The organism is Virgibacillus sp. LDC1, from assembly GCF_025792345.1.
GTDB lineage: Bacteria > Bacillota > Bacilli > Paenibacillales > Paenibacillaceae > Paenibacillus_AQ > Paenibacillus_AQ lautus.
The window spans coordinates 11,805-28,319 of sequence record NZ_JAOXLZ010000008.1; the positions used below are offsets into that span (position 1 = coordinate 11,805).

Annotated in this window: 22 protein-coding genes; 5 read left to right on the top strand and 17 right to left on the bottom strand. The window is 52.2% G+C overall.

Features of this window, described 5'->3' with window-relative positions:
* Positions 1-189: 189 nt before the first annotated feature.
* The 10 genes from OHJ21_RS30825 to uptA all read right to left on the bottom strand — a co-directional run bounded on the left by OHJ21_RS30825 (position 190) and on the right by uptA (position 5,631).
* On the bottom strand, positions 190-966 hold the full coding sequence (locus OHJ21_RS30825; protein ID WP_100541516.1) for an ABC transporter permease: 777 nt from the start codon (positions 964-966) through the stop codon (positions 190-192).
* Positions 963-1,886 carry an ABC transporter ATP-binding protein gene (locus OHJ21_RS30830; protein ID WP_326116228.1) on the bottom strand — a complete coding sequence of 308 codons (924 nt, stop codon included), beginning with the start codon at positions 1,884-1,886 and terminating at the stop codon, positions 963-965. Before OHJ21_RS30830 ends, OHJ21_RS30825 begins: the two co-directional genes overlap by 4 nt.
* Complete coding sequence (locus OHJ21_RS30835; RefSeq protein WP_100541514.1) at positions 1,883-2,077, bottom strand: PLDc N-terminal domain-containing protein; 195 nt, start codon at positions 2,075-2,077, stop codon at positions 1,883-1,885. Before OHJ21_RS30835 ends, OHJ21_RS30830 begins: the two co-directional genes overlap by 4 nt.
* A gap of 35 nt (positions 2,078-2,112) precedes the next feature.
* Complete coding sequence (locus tag OHJ21_RS30840) at positions 2,113-2,322, bottom strand: hypothetical protein (protein ID WP_071219592.1); 210 nt, start codon at positions 2,320-2,322, stop codon at positions 2,113-2,115.
* Complete coding sequence (locus OHJ21_RS30845) at positions 2,322-2,657, bottom strand: YxlC family protein (RefSeq protein WP_071219593.1); 336 nt, start codon at positions 2,655-2,657, stop codon at positions 2,322-2,324. The genes OHJ21_RS30840 and OHJ21_RS30845 overlap by 1 nt, the downstream gene beginning before the upstream one ends.
* On the bottom strand, positions 2,641-3,186 hold the full coding sequence (gene sigY, locus OHJ21_RS30850; protein ID WP_326118174.1) for an RNA polymerase sigma factor SigY: 546 nt from the start codon (positions 3,184-3,186) through the stop codon (positions 2,641-2,643). The genes OHJ21_RS30845 and sigY overlap by 17 nt, the downstream gene beginning before the upstream one ends.
* A gap of 251 nt (positions 3,187-3,437) precedes the next feature.
* Positions 3,438-3,629 (bottom strand): hypothetical protein, encoded by a 192-nt coding sequence (locus OHJ21_RS30855; protein WP_100541512.1) that lies wholly within the window; start codon positions 3,627-3,629, stop codon positions 3,438-3,440.
* A 179-nt stretch (positions 3,630-3,808) separates the two neighbouring features.
* Entirely contained in the window at positions 3,809-4,447 is a 639-nt protein-coding gene (locus OHJ21_RS30860; protein WP_100541511.1) for an MBL fold metallo-hydrolase, read from the bottom strand.
* Between the two features lie 2 nt (positions 4,448-4,449).
* The gene (locus tag OHJ21_RS30865) at positions 4,450-5,016 is read right to left on the bottom strand and encodes a thioredoxin family protein (RefSeq protein ID WP_100541510.1); all 567 of its coding nucleotides are present in this window, start codon (positions 5,014-5,016) and stop codon (positions 4,450-4,452) included.
* Between the two features lie 3 nt (positions 5,017-5,019).
* Entirely contained in the window at positions 5,020-5,631 is a 612-nt protein-coding gene (gene uptA, locus OHJ21_RS30870) for an undecaprenyl phosphate transporter UptA (protein ID WP_100541509.1), read from the bottom strand.
* Positions 5,632-5,782: 151 nt separating this feature from the next.
* Between uptA and OHJ21_RS30875 the strand changes: the two genes are divergently transcribed.
* Positions 5,783-6,097, top strand: a complete 315-nt coding sequence (locus tag OHJ21_RS30875) for a hypothetical protein (RefSeq protein WP_326116231.1) — start codon at positions 5,783-5,785, stop codon at positions 6,095-6,097.
* Positions 6,098-6,330: 233 nt separating this feature from the next.
* Here OHJ21_RS30875 and OHJ21_RS30880 read toward each other — a convergent pair whose 3' ends face one another.
* The 5 genes from OHJ21_RS30880 to yyaC form a co-directional block, all read right to left on the bottom strand.
* Positions 6,331-8,544, bottom strand: coding sequence for an O-antigen ligase family protein (locus OHJ21_RS30880; protein WP_486022146.1), 2,214 nt, complete (start codon positions 8,542-8,544; stop codon positions 6,331-6,333).
* 378 nt (positions 8,545-8,922) lie between these two features.
* Positions 8,923-10,098 (bottom strand): class I SAM-dependent methyltransferase, encoded by a 1,176-nt coding sequence (locus OHJ21_RS30885; RefSeq protein ID WP_100541507.1) that lies wholly within the window; start codon positions 10,096-10,098, stop codon positions 8,923-8,925.
* Between the two features lie 36 nt (positions 10,099-10,134).
* Positions 10,135-10,815, bottom strand: a complete 681-nt coding sequence (locus OHJ21_RS30890) for a DUF6483 family protein (protein WP_100541506.1) — start codon at positions 10,813-10,815, stop codon at positions 10,135-10,137.
* Positions 10,816-11,158: 343 nt separating this feature from the next.
* A complete protein-coding gene (locus tag OHJ21_RS30895; protein WP_326115676.1) occupies positions 11,159-11,950 on the bottom strand; it encodes an alpha/beta fold hydrolase in 792 nt (263 codons plus the stop codon).
* Between the two features lie 108 nt (positions 11,951-12,058).
* Positions 12,059-12,598: a spore protease YyaC gene (gene yyaC, locus OHJ21_RS30900; RefSeq protein ID WP_100541504.1), complete on the bottom strand. Its 540-nt coding sequence runs from the start codon at positions 12,596-12,598 to the stop codon at positions 12,059-12,061.
* A 180-nt stretch (positions 12,599-12,778) separates the two neighbouring features.
* Here yyaC and OHJ21_RS30905 point away from each other — a divergent pair, with 180 nt between their 5' ends.
* The gene (locus OHJ21_RS30905; RefSeq protein WP_100541503.1) at positions 12,779-13,006 is read left to right on the top strand and encodes a DUF1128 domain-containing protein; all 228 of its coding nucleotides are present in this window, start codon (positions 12,779-12,781) and stop codon (positions 13,004-13,006) included.
* A gap of 109 nt (positions 13,007-13,115) precedes the next feature.
* Here the strand turns inward: OHJ21_RS30905 and OHJ21_RS30910 are convergent, their stop codons facing one another.
* Together OHJ21_RS30910 and OHJ21_RS30915 are read right to left on the bottom strand one after the other, a co-directional pair.
* A complete protein-coding gene (locus OHJ21_RS30910; protein ID WP_100541502.1) occupies positions 13,116-13,835 on the bottom strand; it encodes a pirin family protein in 720 nt (239 codons plus the stop codon).
* Between the two features lie 65 nt (positions 13,836-13,900).
* Positions 13,901-14,905: an asparaginase gene (locus tag OHJ21_RS30915; protein ID WP_100541501.1), complete on the bottom strand. Its 1,005-nt coding sequence runs from the start codon at positions 14,903-14,905 to the stop codon at positions 13,901-13,903.
* A gap of 278 nt (positions 14,906-15,183) precedes the next feature.
* Between OHJ21_RS30915 and OHJ21_RS30920 the strand changes: the two genes are divergently transcribed.
* From OHJ21_RS30920 to OHJ21_RS30930, 3 genes are all read left to right on the top strand, one after another.
* A complete protein-coding gene (locus OHJ21_RS30920; protein WP_015737475.1) occupies positions 15,184-15,441 on the top strand; it encodes a GlsB/YeaQ/YmgE family stress response membrane protein in 258 nt (85 codons plus the stop codon).
* 48 nt (positions 15,442-15,489) lie between these two features.
* Positions 15,490-15,900 carry a YtxH domain-containing protein gene (locus OHJ21_RS30925; protein WP_100541500.1) on the top strand — a complete coding sequence of 137 codons (411 nt, stop codon included), beginning with the start codon at positions 15,490-15,492 and terminating at the stop codon, positions 15,898-15,900.
* 134 nt (positions 15,901-16,034) lie between these two features.
* On the top strand, positions 16,035-16,466 hold the full coding sequence (locus tag OHJ21_RS30930; protein WP_486022149.1) for a DUF5665 domain-containing protein: 432 nt from the start codon (positions 16,035-16,037) through the stop codon (positions 16,464-16,466).
* Positions 16,467-16,515: the final 49 nt, after the last annotated feature.

Here is a 16,515-nt window from a genome sequence, read left to right on the forward strand (position 1 = left end):
TCCTTTTTTAAGAGATAAGAAAATATAAACTTCAGAGGCTTATCATCCTTATCTCGCAAGAAAAACTTCCGCTAAATACGGTCTCTTCTGATAACGTACGTCGATGACGTTTTTCTTGTCTTCATAGTCTACTAAAAAAAGATAGAGATGTCCATGTGATTCAGATAAAACCTGAATCTCCCATGAAAACTAGGATTGCGGGGACAGCGGACTCCTTCTAAGCAGCCTCGCGGCAACGATAATTGATACCGCCATAATCAGCATGGCAACGAGTATCGGTGACCACGCGCTGCTCCCTGCGCCAAGAATTCGCTCAGCGGCCATGCTGCTTAAACGGCCCGGACTCCATAGAACGCGGGAGGGCAGCAAACCGGATAAGAGCGAAAGTAAGCCGGCAACTGCCAAGCTGATGAAGGCCGCAGCCGGTCCGCGAAGGACGGCACCGAGCGGCAGCACAAGCGTTACGATCCAGGCCAGCCATACAGCATATAGGCCCCCGCCGCTGGTAACCGATCCCCATTCCAAAGGACCGATGAGCTGATACGTGTAATAGGCAGCACCGCCAAGTCCAATCGCAAAAGAAACGACCAGCAACGTCATCAAGGCGGCCCATTTAGCAGACATCATGGGAATCGTGGATACCGAACGGGCGAGAACAAGCTCAGCCGTGCCGGTTGCCCGCTCCCCGGCTACCGTGTTCATTCCCGCCAGCACAAGCACCAGCAGGCCGATGGTGCTGAATTGGCTCAAGGTTGATGCCATAACATTCTCGGCGGACGGGACGGTAAATAATGCCGCCGCTTCCGGGGGCAATTCCCCGGCCATGGTCAGAATATCCGGCAAATAATAGGTGGAGACCGGCTGCATAATGCCAAGAAGCAGGAAGACTGCAGGAACCCAAATCCATTTATAGGTCCGGCTTGCCTCGAGCATTTCTTTTTGATAATAAATCCAGAACGACTTCATGAGCCCACCACCTTCATAAACATATCCTCGAGCGAAGACGTGCCTGCTTCAAAACGAAGCAGCTCGATTTCGTCATCGGCAAGCTCCTTGATTAAAGCAGCCCGCGCAACATCCATATCCGTCACCATCAGCTTGGCGCCGCGTTTGCCGAGCTCGATCTCATGCACATAAGGACGGTTCGCAAGACTGTCGAGCCAAGCAACCTCCCGCTCCCCCGGTTCCACCTCAATGGATAGAACCGGCTGGCGATATTTCGTGCGAAGTTCGTTAAGCGCGCCTTTCTCCGCAATTTCCCCGTCTACCATCAGTACCATGTCATCGCAGATTTCCTCCGCATCGTGAAGCACATGGGTTGAGAACAGAACGGTGACTTCCCCGCGCAAGCGACCCAAAAGGTCCATAACCTCACGACGTCCGATCGGATCAAGCGCCGATACCGGCTCGTCCAGCATGATCAGCTCAGGCTTATGCACAAGCGCCTGAGCAATGCCAAGCCGCTGCTTCATTCCGCCGGAGTAACCGGATATTCGGCGTTTGGCCGCCTGCTGCAGGCCAACCATTTCGATGACTTCCCGACTTCGCTTAGTAGCCTCTCGTCCGGATAATCCCGACAGCTTGGCGCTGAAAGACAAGTACTCCATGCCCGACATCCAGCTGTAAAACTTCGGGTACTGAGGCAAGTAACCGATCCGGTGACGCCAGCCATTCGTTTGCGTATCGGCTGATCCATATCGGATCTCACCCCGGGTTGGAGGTATTAATCCGGCCAGCATCCGCAGTGTAGTTGTTTTGCCGGCACCATTAGGACCAAGCAGGGCAGTACAGCTCCCTCGCTGCAATTCAAATGAAATGCCCTTAACCGGCGTGATGCTTCCTATGCTTTTCGTCAATTCATGAATGCTTAAAAGTTTTTCCGTCAAGCTTCTCGCCTCCCCGCAACGAAATAAGCAACGCTGCCAAGAAGGTTACCCAGCAGTATAATCAACACCCACATCCATCTCGGCCCACGTATGCTTGCTGGCTCTGCACGAAACAAAGATATCAGCCCCGTTACCGCGAGAATGGCTTGCAGTGCAAGAATCGGCCAGATCAATCCCCAGTTAATTTCCATAATAATCCCCCATCTTCCGTATATAATGAAGAAACTTAAGACTTGCGGTCATCTTTGTGGATGACGAATATCCAGTAAAAGAGCAGCGGCATTGGCATTGTCGTAGACCCCCATATCCCCCAGAACCAAGCCATTTTGCCAAGCCCCCGCTTCCTCGCATCCAAGAAAAGCCATGTCCCTTGAATCAGCACAAGCACAACGGCAAGGATGATCACTCCCAGCGGGCTCTCGTTAACTTCATTCATCAGATCCCCTTCTTTCCGGCAGATCTCAGACTCTTGGAAAATACAAGAACGGAAATCCCGGCAACCATGCCGAACCCGTGAATAAACAGCAGGATCTTCGGCGCCGCCAAGGCAGCCATCAATCCGCCACCAACGATAAAGAGTGAAATCAGAAGAAAAAGCAGCAATTCATATTTCATCCGTCGCCGCTTCCGCTCCAAGGTATGAACGGCCAGCGTATGCAATCCTTCCAGGGATGGGGATGGCGCATCCTCAAACAATTGATCCACCCGCTCCATTTCTTTGGTAAATCCTTCAATCCATATTTCGTCCTCATGCTCAGGTCCTTTGACCATCGTCACCCATCTCCTTTCGCAGCTGTTTGATACCGTAGGCTGTTCGTGATTTCACCGTTCCTTCGGGAATACCGAGCATCGTTCCGATTTCATCATAGCTATAGCCGTAATAATGCTTAAGCAGGATGGCAATCCGGTGATCCTCAGATAAGCGGGATAATCCATTCAGCATATCCGTCCACTCTTCTCCCCGCCGCTCCATCTGCCAGCGCATCCGCCTTGCCGACTGAACCGCTTCCTGCTCCAGCCATTTCTTCTCCCGCTTCTTGCGCCGGGTACTATCGATGAACAACCGGGTAGCAATGGTAATCATCCAGGAGGAGAAGGACGAAGTCCCGTTGTAGCGGGTCATATTCTCCATGCATCGAACAATGGTATCCTGTGCAGTATCCTCTGCAACCATCGGGTCCATCGTCACTTTTAGCAAATATTTATAAAGAAAGGAATAATGCTGCTTGAACAGCAGCGCCATAGCCGCCGCATCTCCTAATTTCGCTTGTTGTATCAAGCCCTCTTCATCTGGGATCATGAAAAAATCATCACCTTCTTTCGCATTCCACCCGTAATACGATTAACAACAGCCAATCGTTCAAACAGATATTTATTTTTATCGTGTACGGAATGATATCTTTTATATCATCCAAATAGGTTCGGAAGAAATTCATCGGTATTTATTTGTTAAAAAACTCAAAAAAAAGCAGCCGGCAAAAAACCGGCTGCCCTCTCCAATAGAAAAAACACATTCAGTTCATGATGAGGGTGTCATGTTCGTATGTCGATCTATTGATTAAATCGTATAACCTGCAGCCGATGATGCCATGGCTGCTGCGCTATCCCTTCATCCTTCACCAGCCTGTCCCAGACAACAGAAGATATTTCGGTCTGGGTCTGCCGGTGGAACTCCGGTTGTCGATCAATCGCTTCGCTCCTTGTAACACTCCCGTTCAACAGCGATAGATGATCTTTCCTCACTGGCGCTTCCCCCTCATCACGTCCATGCCAAAAAAACTCCCCATAAAATAAAAGAACGCAAACCGGGATGAATTCCACAGTCTGCGTGCTTCGCAAGGGTAACATTTAATTAACCGTATTGTATCAATGTTGTCTATGTTTGTCCAGACAAATATTCCCGATTTATGTCGGAAGCTATCTTATCGGCTGGCAGGGACGTAAGGATTCCGCTGTTTTTCATAGCCTATGGTTGTCCGAGGTCCATGGCCGGAGTACACAACGACCTCATCAGGGAAGGTATACAGCGTATTTTGAATGGAATCAATCAAATCACGTTCACGACCTCCAGGAAGGTCCGTTCGCCCAACGCCTAGACGGAACAGCACATCGCCGGAAAACAGATCATGTCCACACTTGAAGCTCACACTTCCCGGTGAATGGCCCGGTGTATGAAAGACGCTGAAGGTATGTCCAATCAGCTGCAGCTCAAGACCATCCGCCAAATCGTACTCAGCCGGCCCGGTAGACAGCGGTTCCGTTACCTGTGGCCACATCATCGATCCGTTAAGCTTCGGACTGGACAGCCATTCACTCTCCAAGGTGTGCAGGTAAACGGGACAGCCCTTCAGCTTGCGGATTTCCTCGACACCCCCCATATGATCAAAATGCGCATGGGTCAACAGGATCGCTTCAATCTCCAAATCGGCTATTCGCTTCAGCAGCGGCCCCGGGTTCATGCCGGGATCGATAATGACTGCTTTGCCTTCTACAGGCCCTGTCAGTAAATACGCATTCGTCTGAAGCGGCCCTAAATTAAAGGTCTCAATATGAAGTGTCATGATTAGAACCCTGACATAAGTTCACGCAATTCCTTAATGATGGCAGCGTGGAACTCATACCCTTCCCCGTAGGCTTGAATAATGCTTTGTCGTGTGGCGGCAAGGTTGTCCTGATAGTCCGATGCTTCACGATCCGGATTGTTCTGTTTAAACTCAATCATAAACTTCTGAACATGCGCCGGACGCGGCCCCCATGTACCGAGAACATGTCCTCCGGTATCCGAAATGATAACAACCGGAATGGAACGGGCGCCCATGGTCAGGAACTGATCCATGACGTCCAGATTCTCTTCCATAATCAGCACTTCCGTCTCAATCCCCGCAGTCTCCATCGCACGAAAAACGACAGGTATATTGCGTGCAACATCACCGCACCAGTCCGCTGCCAGAATGAGGACCCGCAGGTCATCCCGGAAATTCAGGCTTTCGAAGAACTCCTTATCCTCTTCATTCCCCCAGACAAACTGTTCATACCCTGCCTTGAACGTCTCCTGGTTCTTCTGCATGCCGTCCATAAATTGCTGTGGAGATATGCCTGTCCCCAAATGATTTGCCATATTCATACTCATTCGTTATTTCGACCTCGCCTTCGATGATTTTATCCATTTTATCAAAAAATAAAGAATCATGACGGCCAATGCGCCCAGCAGAATTTCCTGCACGTACGGCCCTGCCTTCTCGTCGATATGCTCCCATTGATCACCCAGAAGCAATCCGAGGTATAAGAATAATGCCGTCCATGGAATAACCGCAAGGGTGGTCAGCAGCGTAAACCTTCCCACATGCATCTTGGATATGCCGGCCGGGATGGAAATCGCATGCCGTACCACCGGTACAAACCGTGCCGTAAAAATAACGCCGGTACCGTACTTTCCGAACCATTCCTCGGCGTAATCGATGTGCTTCTTCTTAATCAGTATGTACTTCCCGTACTTCTCCAGGAAGGGCCTGCCTCCGTAACGGCCGATCCAATAAATAAACAATTGTGCGAGCACACCGCCAACGGTACCAAAAATCATGGCTCCGATAAAATGAACCTCACCCATGGAAACCAGATAACCGCCATAGGCAAGTACGATCTCGCTTGGGATGACCTCCACCATTAATCCGAGCATGATTCCGAAATAGCCCAGCTGCTGGATCCATTCAAACAGTCGGCCTACGGCCTCGTAAAAGAATTCCACGCTTGTCCCCCGCTTTCTTCCTGCGTTGATTTCTTATACTAGCCTATTCTAACACAGGCCGGGACATGCCTTCTACTGCGCCCAATTACGGGCGGCGCTGTGACTTTCGCCGGTTTCGGGACATATGGTGGAGCAAAGGAGTGAGTTACGCATGCATTCTCCCCATGCCAAACAACCGGGCAGCAAGCCCCCCTCCCCGCGGGGGATACGGCGGGCCTGCAGCAAAGAATTGTACCGTACGACCAAACGCCTCAAACTGTACCTTCCTCCGGAAACCTTGAAGCAAGGTGAAGAATTGTATTACCGGAAGGTTATCGGCAATTTGATCTGGATCCACGAAAACTACAGCAACAAGAAACTTTTGTGCGACTGGTGGGAAAAGGACGTCTGCGGCGAACTGGCCGAGCTGTGGCAGGTTCCGGAACGTCAGTTGGCCTCGGCCTTCCGGGATGCTTTCGGCGGATAACGCTGCTCTTCCTTGTTCCGTTCTCTGCTGTGGAATGGACAGTAAGCAAAAACTTCGATGGCATAAGCAGCAATCAAACGACAGCTCGGTGCTTCCATCACCGTTCGTATGGACAAACGAACCGCCGCGTGTCGTCAGAGCGTGGACTCCGCAACGATTGAAACAACCACATCCTGAAACACGCGCAGGCACGCGGTAAGCCGCTCTGGGTTACGATACAAGCACGATTCGCGTTAGCGCTGGGCGGGGATATCTGCTTTCATGGGCTGCCTTGCGGCATGCTTCCGTGTTCCCCCATTCAGTATTTTTTCCAAACGGTTGGCCTGCCGCGCTGCAAGCAAAGACAGATCGAATTCCCGGTCATTTCGATGATCATCCATCTCACGAAAATCGACCGCAAGGGCACGATAGCGCATCAGGATATCCATACCGGCCCGGGCCGCCTTAACCGATCTGGCGGGATCCCCTGCCGTCCGGTGCCAATCTGCAAGGGCGGCCAGTTTCAGCACGGCTCGGGTTTGTTTGACCTCATTGAACCGATCCCGATCGATGGCCGCTATATACCAGGCTGCCGCCTCTTCCGATTCGCCTCTTAGCGAGTAAGCCTCTGCCAGCTTCCAGCTTAGCCCCGGGTGATTCGGTGCATACACCAAACTTCGCTTCAGCAGCGGGATTCGCTGACTGGGGGAAAGCCAATCCGCCAGGTTCAGTGCCGCCTCCGTGTTGGCGGGGTTCCACTTTAACGAGGATTGGAGAAGCGCTATCTGCGGTCCGGACGGTTCCGAGGCGGCCCATCGCTCTTTGACCTCGCTGATGCCCAGCGCAGCAGCGAGAAGAAACCAGCCCCCAAGCAGAACGATCGCCGTAACCCTGAGCAGTGGCAGCGATAATAACGGCCGATATCCCCGGTTCCCTCCATAAACGGCTAGCAGCTTCGTCCCTATTTTGAAGGGTTTGCGTCTTTGTGCCGCGTTAGGTCCATCCTGCACTTCCGGACCAGATGAGGCCACAGCGAAGCCCATTACCGTAAGCCACAACAGTAGCAGCCATAACAGCCCAAAGCTCCAGTCAAAGTCCACGGCCGCGTGTCCGATCAGTACGAGGGCAGCGGGCATGAGTCGGGAGCCCACAGCAATGAGCCCCGCAGCCATAGAGCTAACCAGAACAAGGACAAGCAGCAGCCCGATCACTCCCGTATTCAGCAGGATATCCATATATCCGCTGTGCACCTCGGCACCTACGTAGGGCTGGGACTGAATGGCAAGGTAGGATTGCCGCCACGTCTCCCCGCCACGTCCCAGCCACAGCGACGACCGGGCAAGCTGCCACGCGTCGCTGTACATGAGGCGGCGCGCGCTCAGCGTAGCCGCGCCGCCCAGGGTCCGATCCTGCACCTGATGCAGGATCACCGCTCCGGCTGCCGCAGCCAGCAGCGCCGCAGCCCCCAGGGCCCCTGGCGCGGCAACCCGCCGCAACGGGCCCCCGCTGTGCCGCCAGCGGCACAGCAGCAGGCCGGCGAGGACGCCGCCGGCCCAAAGCCCGGCCAGCCATAGCAGGCCGGGCAGTACCGCCGGAGCCAGCTTGGCCTCCGCCAGCTGGCGGTACAGCAGCGCCGCGCTCGCCATTGGCGCGGCGGCCGCCACCAGGAGCGGCGTGAAGGCACGCCGCTCCTTGGCGAAGCCGGCCGCGCACGCGAGTGCGGCCGCGAGCCAAGCGCCGCGCGACTCCGTCAGGAGCAGCGCGGCGGTGTAGGGCAGCAGCGGCAGCAGGGCAGCCGCTGCGCGGAGCGGGCCCGTCCGGGTCCGCAGGACGGACGGTAGCGCGAACAGCCGCTCCAGCAGGAATGCGGCCATCACGGCCCCGAACGTGTTCGGGTACTGAAGCAGGCCGCCAAGCCTCGCGCCGGTCGCACTGATGTCCGCATCCGCCGTATGATAGATCCCATACGGCAGCTGCAAAAGCCCATATACGGCAAGCAAAGCGCTGCCACACAGCACAGCGCCCATCAGATGCCAACCCGCCTGCATCATAAGCAGGCCATCACTTGTACGGCATATGCGCCAGGCGACGGCTGCAAAGGAGCCGTAGGTCCCCCACAAGATAATCTCCTTCATCGTGCCTTCCAGAGTGAGAGCGCGCCCTATTCCCATCCCTATCCCTATCCCATGAAGCACATAAATGAGAATCATTCCGCAGATACAACCGAGAAGCACCCGTAATCCTCTATCCGCAGGAGCCGCGCCCGACAGCACGCCAACGCCATGTATCTTCCGGCTTTGGACGGCACCATTCCATTTGGCTCCCATCATCAGCAGCAGAAGCACACCGAAACCTGCCCCGACCCCATAGATATCTCCATCAAAAAACATCCCGCTCCGGATACCTGCCACAAAGACAAGTACCATCAGCAACATCCCGCAATGACGATGCAGGGTCTTCCATGCCATGAACCAACGCCCCCGTTCCAATGCATAACCATTTATCCCCGGCTGTTCCTTACACGGCATTCGTCTTTCGCAGCCAAACCATCTATTAGCCATTGTGGACAAGGACATACTTCGTTATTCTCGATGCGGCGTTGGTGATCGGCGGTGATCTTTCTAGTGCGCAATAAGGCGGCCTGATCTCTAGGGCAAACTTCGAATACAGATATAGAAAAAACGTCTCTCGACGAACATTCTCAGAAGAAAAACCGCGTTTAGATAGTAATTGTCTGGCAATATCCGGAAGGCCCAGCTTCATAGTTTATGCTTTCTGTTAACTAAAAAAGCGATGAAAGTGCGCGCTCGCACGTTCATCGCCAATCCGGTTCAACGCGATTCCATTTATTTATCCGGCAGCAAGTCCTTGCACGCCCGTTCAAGATATGGCGAGGCGCTTAAAAAATCACGGAACGCGGTATATTCCTGCCACAGCTTATCCCGATCTCCGGCAGAACCGCTAACCGCCCGGATCAATATATTCTTCGGGGTATGTTCCATATCAATAAACTCCAGCAGCTGCGTCTTGTAGCCCATCAGATCGAGGAGCTTGGCTCGAATGGCGTCCGTGGCAAGCGCCGAGAATCGTTCTTTCAGAATACCGTGGGACAGCAGCGGCTCCATAACAGGGCTTTGGACTTGGGAGAACAGCTCATGCTGGCAGCAAGGCACCGACAGAATAACCGAGGCCCCCCAACGGACCGCTTTTTCCAGCGCAGCGTCTGTTGCCGTATCGCATGCATGCAGCGTGACCACCATATCCACCTGCTCCAGTTCGTCATATTCCGCAATGTCACCAACAAGAAACTGCAATTGGGTGTAGTTCAGTTTTTTCGCCAGCATACTGCAGTGTTCGATGACATCTGCCTTGAGATCCAATCCGACAATATTCAGCTTTCTGCGCGCGGTTACCGCCAAATAGTGATATAAAGCGAAGGTCAGATAGGATTTGCCGCAGCCAAAATCAACGATGGTCAGCGGACGGTCCTCCGGCAGGTGGGGAAGCACATCCTCAACCATCTCCAAAAACCGGTTGATCTGTTTGAACTTATCGTACCGGCGAGCAAATACTTTGCCGTCCTCACTCATGATGCCGAGTTCCACCAGAAACGGAACGGGCTCCCCCTCTTCAAGGATATACGTCTTTTTCCGGTTATGGGACAAATCCGTCTTGGTCTTGGAGGCGGATTTGGTCAGAATCGAAACCTTGTATTTCTTCGAGATCAGCACCTGATAATCCGCTTCCGGCGTATACATCATCGCTTGCCGGAATACATTCTCGAACATGTCAACCAGCACCGCCTCGGCCTCATCCGCCGGCACGTTCTGATGGGTGACTTTGGTTCCGGAATAATACGCGAACTGGTAGTGCAGCTTGTTCTTGAGCTCTACAGGTTTAACCGTTACTTTGCTGTACGTCATGCCTTCCCGCTTGCGAAGCTGGCTTAGCGTAGCCGTGATTAACGATCCTTCTTCCATGATGTTATGAATCAATTTTCTTAATGCATCCAAAGGGTACATCTCGCTTTCTTTATGTTATAGACCGGTTAATCCCGCTTAGGTAAACGACTTGTCGCCATTCACCGCATGCGGAAAACGACGGTTAAGTTCATCCATTCCTTCGTGGACTTCCTCCAGCGGAAGACCGCCCTTCGCCAAATCCTCGGGCAGCTTCAGCTGCAATCTTTGATAGAACTGTACGGCTTCGGTATATTCCATCTTGCCGTTATCCAGCAGTTGGTAGAGGGTGTTCTCCGCTTCCGCGTACATCCCTTGCTGCTCCGTATACGCATAGTAATCCCGCATCGCCGTCTCTGGCAATGCGTATGCCCTTAATCGCTCTTTAACCATGCCGATCCGTTCCGTTAACCCGATCAGTTTCGGATCCGCCCCCTGCAGGGCCGACTTCAAATATAATTGTAAAACCTTGGTGTAGAGCATAACGGCCTCTTCTTCACGCTCCATCTCAAGCAGCAGCGATGCTTCTTCTTCCATAAGTCTTGCTGCACTCTGCAGCTTGTCCGCTTCCAGATAACCATGACTGCGAAATAGCTGTTCAATGTCGGCAGCGGACAATGAGCGAAGCAGCTCTGAATTCAACCGGAACTGCCGTTTGAACAGCTCATCGAGCTCCCATAAGGCTTCTGTGTGCTTGCGCTCCTGCTTCAGTGAAAACACCTTGGCAATCATCTGTGTCATATCCTCAATCAACCGCACGAGATAATCCCTGCGAAACATACCCTCGCCCCCAACCTGCATCCATGCCGAATGCAGCGTATTGATGACCTGCTCTTTACTTTCCGGTGAGTCCTGCTGCTAAGGACCTGGATGAATGCCGGGCAGCTTCAGCGAGTCACCTTTGCAGTGCAATCATGTTGGGTCAAAACCCAAGCCGGATCACGATTAAATTGTAGGCTATTCGGGGCCAGAATTCCAGTATCCGGCCCTTCCCTCCCATTTCTTGGCTCTATCGGCCGGCCAAGCAACGACGGAGAGTAGTGCCTAGGCACAATAATAAATAAACGGATATCCCGTTCAAGGATATCCGTTCATTATAAACTATTGAAAGATCTTCATGCGTTTATTCATGCTCAAGCCGTCCCATGAAAGATGTGATGACTTCCCCCAGCTTCTCCGGCGTCTCCATCATACTCATATGCCCTGCGCCCTCGATTACGATTTGGGTCACGTTGTCATGGTCTGTCGTAAAGGTACGCTCTGCCGGAATCAATCCGTCCTTCTCCCCTGCTACCAGCAGGGTAGGCAGCGTGGACGCCGAGAGCACATCGCGTCGGTCCGGACGCTCACGCATCGCCAGCGCCGCTCCGATTGCTCCCTGAGGTGGCGTTAGATAGCCTATCTCCTTTGCCCGCTGAATACATTCCGGCTTGCTCTCCTTCGTATCCGGCGCGAATAAGCCAGGCACCAATCCGTCAACAAAAGCGGTAATGCCTTCCCCTTGGATGGTGCTGACCGCCTTCACCCGCTTCTCCTTCGCTTCGTCCGAATCCGGGTAGCCTGTGGAATGAATCAGGCCGAAGGCGTTCAAACGAGAAGCGTAACGCTGGACGAAGGAGAGCGTGATATATCCTCCGAGGGAATGACCGAATAAGGCTGCCTTCGGAATATCGAGCTCATCCATCAATAGCAGTACATCGTCTGCCATCTGTTCAATGGTATACGATCCCATCGGTGCATCAGACCGCCCGTGACCACGGAGATCCGGTACAATGACTCTGAAGCCTTGAAGAAATGGCAGTACCTGTTCCCAGTAGGCAGAGCTTCCGCAGAAACCATGAAGCAGAATGATTGGCTCACCTTGTCCCTGATCAACATAACAAATCGTGCTGCCGTTGCATTGTACTTTTTCCATAGCGATACCCTTCTTTCTATTCAGCGGATGCCACGTGATAGACACCCATTATTTTATAAAGAATGATCTATTATTAAACAAAAACACCCCCGGCTGAAACGCCGTGTCTTACGGCCTAAGGCCAAAGGCTATAGCGGCTTGCTGCGCTATCTGCTCCGCCATCCCCATGACTTGGTACAGGGACGTCACTTGGAGAGTCCAATACGGCTTCGGTCCATGGACGTTCACAACCGCTGCCACGCTGTAATCTCCCACTGCCGGAAGCCTCCCGCCGACGGACTGGGCAGGCGTCAGCGGACCCTCGCATGTAAAGAAATATCCGACTGACGAGGATTGCCCCAGGCATGCATCAATAGCAATTATCGCCTTATCCTCAGGTATACCTTGAAGCCTTGCCTCAAGATTAAAAGCGTCGCACGGTTCAGGCAGCGTCCCGATTACATGCGGAAAACCGTATTCTATGAGCCGGCTTCCTGTCAGCGGTCCGAGTGCATCTCCCGTGGAACGGTCGGTGCCAATACATAAAAATACGATGCTGTCCAGCTCATGCCGCTGCGAAATCGTCCGAAAAAAATCCGTCAGCTCATGCCCCGACATTTTAGCTTTTACAGCATGTACGCCTGGCGTCTTGCCGGCTTGTTCGCTCATGACGGCCCTCCTTGATCTCATCGCTTGAAGCCTTGCTCCCGCAGCCTGAAAAACCTTTTTTTCCTGATTTTAACCTATCTCTGTCTCCGATGGCAAAAACATTGGTCGAGCCGCACGGTAACATGTTACAATACAGGGATGAAAATCGTAAATCCCCCTATGAGAGGATGGTGTTAATCCATGGATTTGAGTGAAAAATCCCAAGCCAATGTCGAGTATATGATTGAACAGATTAAAAACAAGCTTCGGATGGCTACAGGAGCTGCTATGCAAGCCTCCGCCTTCTCGGTTAACCAATATGATGATATTTATGATTTGTACGATATGGTCATGAATAAACAAAACCTGAGTATATCGGAAGTGGAAGCTGTTGTATCGGAGCTCGGGCAGCTTCGCGGGAACCAGTAAATCATCGTTACCCGAGAACCTTGAATATCTAAAAGAAGAACCCTTTTTATAGCAAAGCCCCCGGAACTTCGCTAATCTAAGCGAAGTTCCGGGGGCTTTCTGTCCTTCTCTACGGCATATCGATCATCACCACTTCCGAGTTCCCCTCACTTGAGTTCCCCCGGAATGTCAGCTCATGACGACGCTGGATCCTTGCCGCGTCACCCGCTTTCATATCGAATACGCCGTCTTCCGATGATATTTCGACATGACCGCTTATGACGTACACATGCATTCTCCGGTTCCCGGCCAGGCTGTACGTCAGTTCTTGTCCCGTCTCGAGTATGCTGCTGTACATCACAACATCCAGCGATGGATGCAAGCTTGATTCACCATTACCTGACCCGATGATCGGAAGCATCTGGTTCAATTGCTGTTCCTTTGTAAAATTGCTTTGGTGATGTATCGTCTCAAGGCCCGGTTCCGCAGGGAGAAACCACATTTCCAGATAGCGTACGTCTTCTGAAGAGGAGGCATTCCTCTCGGCATGATACACGCCGGAGCCTGTATTCACGACATGAATCGAACCGGGTACAAGCTCCAATAACTTCCCTGTATCATCTTCATACGTTAACGTGCCTTCCAGCACCAAATGAACAATCACCAAGTCATGATGAAACCTTCGATCAAATCCCTCCATCGGTTGGAGCACATATTCATTATGCGCCAGCAGGCTTCCAAAATGCTCGTTATGCGGATCTGTATAATCACCAAAAGAAAAGCTGAATTCACTATGAATACCGTCTTCATGGGTAGTATGTCTTTCCGCTGCCGTCATGATCTTAATCATGGCCGGTCACCTCCGCCGTTTTTACTATTCAATACCCCGGCGGTTTCCGGTCTAATCAGTCGTCCTTAAGCGCGGAGCAGCTTAAATCCGGTTTCTACCCTGCCTACTTGAAGACCTTCATCATTGTATAAATCCTTAGGGTATGCGGCTTTCAGACGCTCGATGGTCGGTTTGTTGCTATAGCCGATTTGCTCCAATATGGACTCCGTGATCCAGCCCCACTCCTCTTCGGAGCCATCTGAAATTTTAAAAGAAATGCCGAGCCGCTCCTTCTTAAGACCAAAACAGTACACGCCCTTGAAGCCGCCCTTGGCCACAATATTATGATCCTCCAGGAGAAGGGTATCCACTTTGTGTTTACCCGCTACCATATAAGGAGCAGCATGCATGGCCTTCGTGATTCGGATGACTGCCTTCTGCGTCGGCCCATCCTCTATGAGGTCCGGGGAAGCGAGCTTCATATAGGCTGTTGCCAGAGCGCGGAGCGGCATGGCAAATACCGGCAGTCCGCAACCGTCGGTTCCCAATTTGACATCGCCAGGAGCCAATCCCGCCAAATAGGCAACCGTCCGAAGGATCTCCTGCTGCAGCGGATGTTCCGGCTGATCGTATCCCGTCAGCGAATACCCTGCCATCTGGCAGTAGGCCAGCATCCCATAATGCTTGCCGGAGCAATTATGGTACCATTTACTCTTATCGCCGCCCCCTCGCAGAAGAGCCTCTTTGCTTCCTTCGTCCAGCGGCCAGCTGGATGCACAAACCATGTAAGCTTCGCTGATGTCCGCCTTGCGCGCAAAACGTTCCAATACTTCTACATGAGCCGGCTCGGCTCGATGCGAAGCGGTCATGATCGCTATTTCCTCATCGGTCAGTCCATAATGGTCGGCCAGCCCGCCTCGAATGGAGGGAATTGCCTGTAGGGGCTTGGCCGAAGAACGCGTAAATGCGACGTAATCCGGATCTCCTGCAAAAGCCTCAACGTTTCCTTGCTCATTCACAATACATATATGTCCATTGTGGACGCACTCCAGTATGTCCGCCCGATATTCCTTCACCAGTACAGTATCCATGTTGTCTAACTCCTTCTCTAACCGTCTCTTACGCGTTGAGCCCTGAAAAACCTGTATGTTTGCATCTCCCCGTCATCACGCGCATCCGAGAATGATTGCAAATCTGTATTCAGTATAGTACAAAAAACCGCAAATAACAGCAGGCTTCGTTCCATTCAGGACGGACATTTCATTTATCTCCCGTTTTCCACTGTCCTGTTTCATGGTGTGGCCTTACGTTTAATTACGAGATAAGCAAGCCCACTCGAAACACATTGCTCTGAAAAGGAGGCGATCGTATGTGGGGAATCATCATCAGCATCGTGATGGCAATCATCATCGGGATTATCGGGGATGCGCTGGTTGGTCATGAAATGCCGGGCGGAATTATCGGTTCCATGATCGCAGGTTTCATAGGCGCATGGCTCGGACCGTGGCTCTTCGGAGCATGGGGTCCTGTCATAGGCGGATTTGCTATTGTGCCCGCTATCATCGGTACAGCCATCTTTGTATTCCTGCTCGGTCTTGTTGCCAAGTTGTTTAGACGCACAGCCTGACTCTCGTGTTTATATTCTTTCTTATATTAACTAAAAGGAGTGAAAGTTATGAATAACACAGAACAAGAATATCCAGTACAAAGCGGTTCGACATTCTTCAAAGGTGCTTTCATCGGCGCCTTGGTCGGAGCGGCGGCAGCTCTGTTGTTCGCTCCAAAGCCAGGCCGCGAGCTTCGCGGGGATTTGTCCGAGAAGCTGAGCATGGTGTCGGATAAAACCAAGGAAGTTGCTTACACGGTAGGCGATAAAGCTTCTGAACTGGCCAAAACCGTGGGCAGCAAAGCCTCCGATGTCATGGCCACCGTGAATGAAGGCCGCCAGAGCATTATGTCCAGCGTCAAGGAAGCATCGGCTGACGTGTCGAGCGAGGTTTCGAGTGCTTCCAAAGATGTGAAGGATCAAGCGATGGACACTTCTTCCGAAGTCAGCCGTGAAATGAAATCGACAACGAATTATTAATTCGTATAGTCACGAATAGCCAGCTGACACAGCTGGCTATTTTTGTGCCAGAGCGTGAACGTCTTCTTATACACATTGTAGTAATTCCTAAGTGAAATGAAACGGCGCATCTGCCTGGAAAGCGGGGATATCTCATGAGTAAAGCAAACCCATATCGTACCGGCTCCAGCTTCTCGACCCGAAGCGGCAGTCGTTCGACACGAAACGAGGAACAACGAGTACAATCCGAATCAAAGCAGGAAAGGCACTCCAAAGAGGCGGATGATGTCCAGGACCATCCCTTTGAGCTAAGGCACGAAGTGAAGAAATTGAACACGCGACTGGACAAAATCGCGGCCACGCTGGAGAAATCCGAAATGAAGGACATGATCGATAATTACATGAATCCCAAGAAACGCATCATTGCCAACCTCACTGCCGGCCTAGCCCGTGGGTTGGGCTTAACCCTTGGTACGGCTCTCGTACTGGGTCTTCTGGGTTACATCCTCAGCTTCTTTGTCAACGTTCCGATGATTGGGGATTTCATCTCCGATTTGCAAGGATATATTGATCAATCCAGATCCTAGCGTGTCTTCAATACATGAAAACGCCCGGTGCCTACAGAGGTCACCGGGC